Here is a 3,254-nt window from a genome sequence, read left to right on the forward strand (position 1 = left end):
TATCTACTAATCTCTTATAAGTGCAAAGTTGAAACTGCTCACGAGATTTCTTGTTCACGTGTGGTGAGCGAAGAACAGTGAATTTATCTTTCTCTGTTGGCAGAGGAATTGGACCGCTTACTACGGCACCAGTAGCCTTTACTGCTTTTACAATCTTCTCTGAAGATTTATCTACCAGATTGTGATCGTAAGACTTAAGCTTTATTCTTATTTTCTGATTCATATTATACTACTATTTAGCTGCTGTTCCTTTGAGTTTAGCAATGATAGCATCTGCCAAGTTCTGCGGTACTTGCTCGTAATGTGAGAAAGTAAGAGAAGCAGTAGCTCTACCAGAAGTGATTGTACGAAGATCTGTTACATAACCGAAAAGCTCAGAAAGTGGAACATCGGCTTTAACAACTGTTGATGTACCTTTTGTGTCCATACCTTTCATGATACCTCTTCGTCTGTTCAGGTCACCTGTAACAGGTCCGGTGTAGTCGTCTGGAGTAACTACGTCTACTGCCATGATTGGCTCAAGAAGCTTAGGAGCGCACTGCTTTCCTGCCTCTTTGAAACCTTGGCGAGCAGCTAGTTCAAACGAAAGTGAGTCTGAGTCAACATCGTGGAATGAACCATGATACAGACGTACCTTCATCGAGTCAATAGGGAAACCTGCTAGGATGCCGTTCTTCATGGCTTCTTCAAAACCTTTTTGAACAGCTGGTATGAATTCTCTTGGAATTACACCACCTACGATACCATTAACAAACTCTAGTCCTTGTTTACCATCTTCACGTGGTCCCATCTCGAACACGATATCGGCAAACTTACCACGACCACCTGACTGCTTCTTGAATACCTCACGGTGTTCAATATTTTTAGTGATTGTTTCTTTGTAAGCCACCTGTGGAGCACCTTGGTTCAACTCAACCTTGAACTCACGTTTCATACGGTCAATGATGATCTCCAAGTGAAGCTCACCCATACCTCTTAGGATTGTCTGACCAGTTTCCTCATCAGTATTCACCTGTAGCGTTGGGTCTTCTTCAACAAGTTTAGCAATTGCCATACCCATTTTATCAGAGTCTGCCTGAGTTTTAGGTTCAATGGCATATCCAATAACCGGCTCTGGGAACTCCATAGACTCTAATACAATCTTTGCATTTTGGTCGCAAAGTGTATCACCTGTCTTGATATCTTTAAAGCCTACAACAGCGGCAATATCACCTGCAGCTAACCTTTCAATTTGGTTTTGCTTATTAGCATGCATTTGGAAAATGCGTGATATACGTTCTTTGTTGCCTGAGCGTGTATTATAAGTATAAGAACCAGACTCTAACACTCCTGAATATGCTCTTACAAAGCAAAGACGACCTACATAAGGGTCAGTTGCAATTTTAAAAGCAAGTCCAGCAAATGGCTCAGTCTCACTCGGTTTACGAGATACCTCAGCACCTGTGTCAGGGTTAGTTCCTGTGATGCTTTCCTTATCCATAGGAGAAGGGCAAAGTGCCATCACATAATCAAGCATTGTCTGAACACCTTTGTTCTTGAATGAAGAACCACAAAGCATTGGAACAATAGCCATATCAATCGTAGCAGCACGAAGCGCAGCAATGATTTCATCTTCAGAGATAGAATCTGGATCTTCGAAGTATTTCTCCATCAAAGTCTCATCATACTCTGCCACAGCTTCTAACAGCTTCTCTCTGTATTCAGCTGCTTCTTCTACCATATCATCAGGAATTGGAACTTCAGTAAAGGTCATACCTTTATCTTCCTCGTTCCAGATGATACCGCGGTTGTTAACAAGATCAACTACACCTCTGAAGTTATCTTCAGCACCTATCGGTAATTGAAGAGCTACGGCGTTACTTCCAAGCATTTCTTTCACTTGCTTACATACAGCAAGGAAATCAGCACCTGAACGGTCCATTTTGTTAACGAAACCGATACGAGCAACTTTATAGTTATCTGCTAAGCGCCAGTTTGTTTCTGACTGCGGCTCAACGCCATCTACTGCAGAGAACAAGAACACCAATCCATCCAATACACGCAAAGAACGGTTTACCTCTACGGTAAAGTCCACGTGTCCTGGAGTATCAATGATATTAATATGATAAGGCTGGCCTCTGTAATTCCAAGATACTGTTGTAGCAGCAGAAGTAATGGTGATACCACGCTCCTGCTCTTGCTCCATCCAGTCCATTGTCGCGGCACCATCATGCACCTCGCCAATTTTATGGCTTACACCAGCGTAATAAAGTATACGTTCTGTCGTAGTGGTCTTACCGGCATCAATGTGCGCGGCAATACCAATATTTCTTGTGTATTTTAAGTCTCTTGCCATTCTTAGAATCTAAAGTGTGAGAACGCTTTGTTTGCTTCTGCCATTCTATGCGTGTCATCTTTCTTTTTCACGGCAGCACCTTCACCTTTAGCAGCTGCGATAATTTCACCTGCTAATCTATCCTTCATCGTTTTCTCACCTCTTTTGCGAGAGTATGATATCATCCATTTGATACCAAGAGATACTCTGCGGTCCGGACGAACCTCAGTCGGCACTTGGAAAGTAGCTCCCCCTACCCTGCGGCTTTTCACCTCGACACTTGGCATGATGTTATTCAATGCCTTCTTCCAAGTTTCCAGACCGTTTTCTTTTGTTCTTTGCTCTACTAATTCTACAGCATCATAGAATATTCCGTAAGCAACACTCTTTTTGCCATCTTCCATCAGGTAGTTAACAAAACGCGTTACTAACGTTTCTTTGTATTTCGGATCGGGAAGGAGAATTCTACTTTTCGGCTTTGCTTTTCTCATTGTATTATAACTCTAGGGATTATTTCTTTTTACCTTTGCCTGCGGCAGCCGGAGCCTGTCCTGGTTTTGGTCTCTTAGCTCCATACTTAGAACGAGACTGAAGACGTCCACTTACACCTGCAGTATCCAAAGCACCACGTACAATATGGTAACGTACACCTGGAAGGTCTTTCACTCTACCACCTCTTATTAGCACAATAGAGTGCTCCTGCAGGTTGTGTCCTTCACCTGGAATGTAGGCGTTAACTTCTTTACCGTTTGTAAGTCTTACTCTGGCTACTTTACGCATGGCAGAGTTAGGCTTCTTAGGCGTTGTTGTATATACTCTAGTACATACTCCACGGCGCTGTGGGCATGAATCTAAGGCAGGAGACTTTGACTTAAAAGTCAATTTTTCTCTACCTTTTCTTACTAATTGCTGTATAGTAGGCATTTACTAGCTGTTAATT

4 protein-coding genes are annotated in these 3,254 nt (G+C 42.5%); all 4 read right to left on the minus strand.

Translation table 11 applies throughout. The features are described 5' to 3' along the window. Positions 1–223: 30S ribosomal protein S10 (gene rpsJ / locus ACFQ2O_RS20725; protein ID WP_377532629.1), on the minus strand; the 223-nt coding region annotated here is incomplete at its 3' end. A 9-nt stretch (positions 224–232) separates the two neighbouring features. Next, positions 233–2,335: an elongation factor G gene (gene fusA, locus ACFQ2O_RS20730; protein ID WP_377532632.1), complete on the minus strand. Its 2,103-nt coding sequence runs from the start codon at positions 2,333–2,335 to the stop codon at positions 233–235. Positions 2,336–2,337: 2 nt separating this feature from the next. Continuing rightward, entirely contained in the window at positions 2,338–2,805 is a 468-nt protein-coding gene (gene rpsG, locus ACFQ2O_RS20735; RefSeq protein ID WP_068838129.1) for a 30S ribosomal protein S7, read from the minus strand. Between the two features lie 19 nt (positions 2,806–2,824). Then, positions 2,825–3,238: a 30S ribosomal protein S12 gene (gene rpsL / locus ACFQ2O_RS20740; RefSeq protein WP_377532634.1), complete on the minus strand. Its 414-nt coding sequence runs from the start codon at positions 3,236–3,238 to the stop codon at positions 2,825–2,827. Positions 3,239–3,254: the final 16 nt, after the last annotated feature.

It is taken from the genome of Pontibacter rugosus, from assembly GCF_042678745.1.
In the GTDB taxonomy this organism is placed as follows: domain Bacteria; phylum Bacteroidota; class Bacteroidia; order Cytophagales; family Hymenobacteraceae; genus Pontibacter; species Pontibacter rugosus.

What these genes read in the sequence shown, in the direction of transcription:
- fusA (WP_377532632.1), bottom strand. Translation starts at nt 2,335, where the DNA reads ATGGCAAGAGACTTAAAATACACAAGAAATATTGGTATTGCCGCGCAC.
- rpsG (WP_068838129.1), bottom strand. Translation starts at nt 2,805, where the DNA reads ATGAGAAAAGCAAAGCCGAAAAGTAGAATTCTCCTTCCCGATCCGAAA.
- rpsL (WP_377532634.1), bottom strand. Translation starts at nt 3,238, where the DNA reads ATGCCTACTATACAGCAATTAGTAAGAAAAGGTAGAGAAAAATTGACT.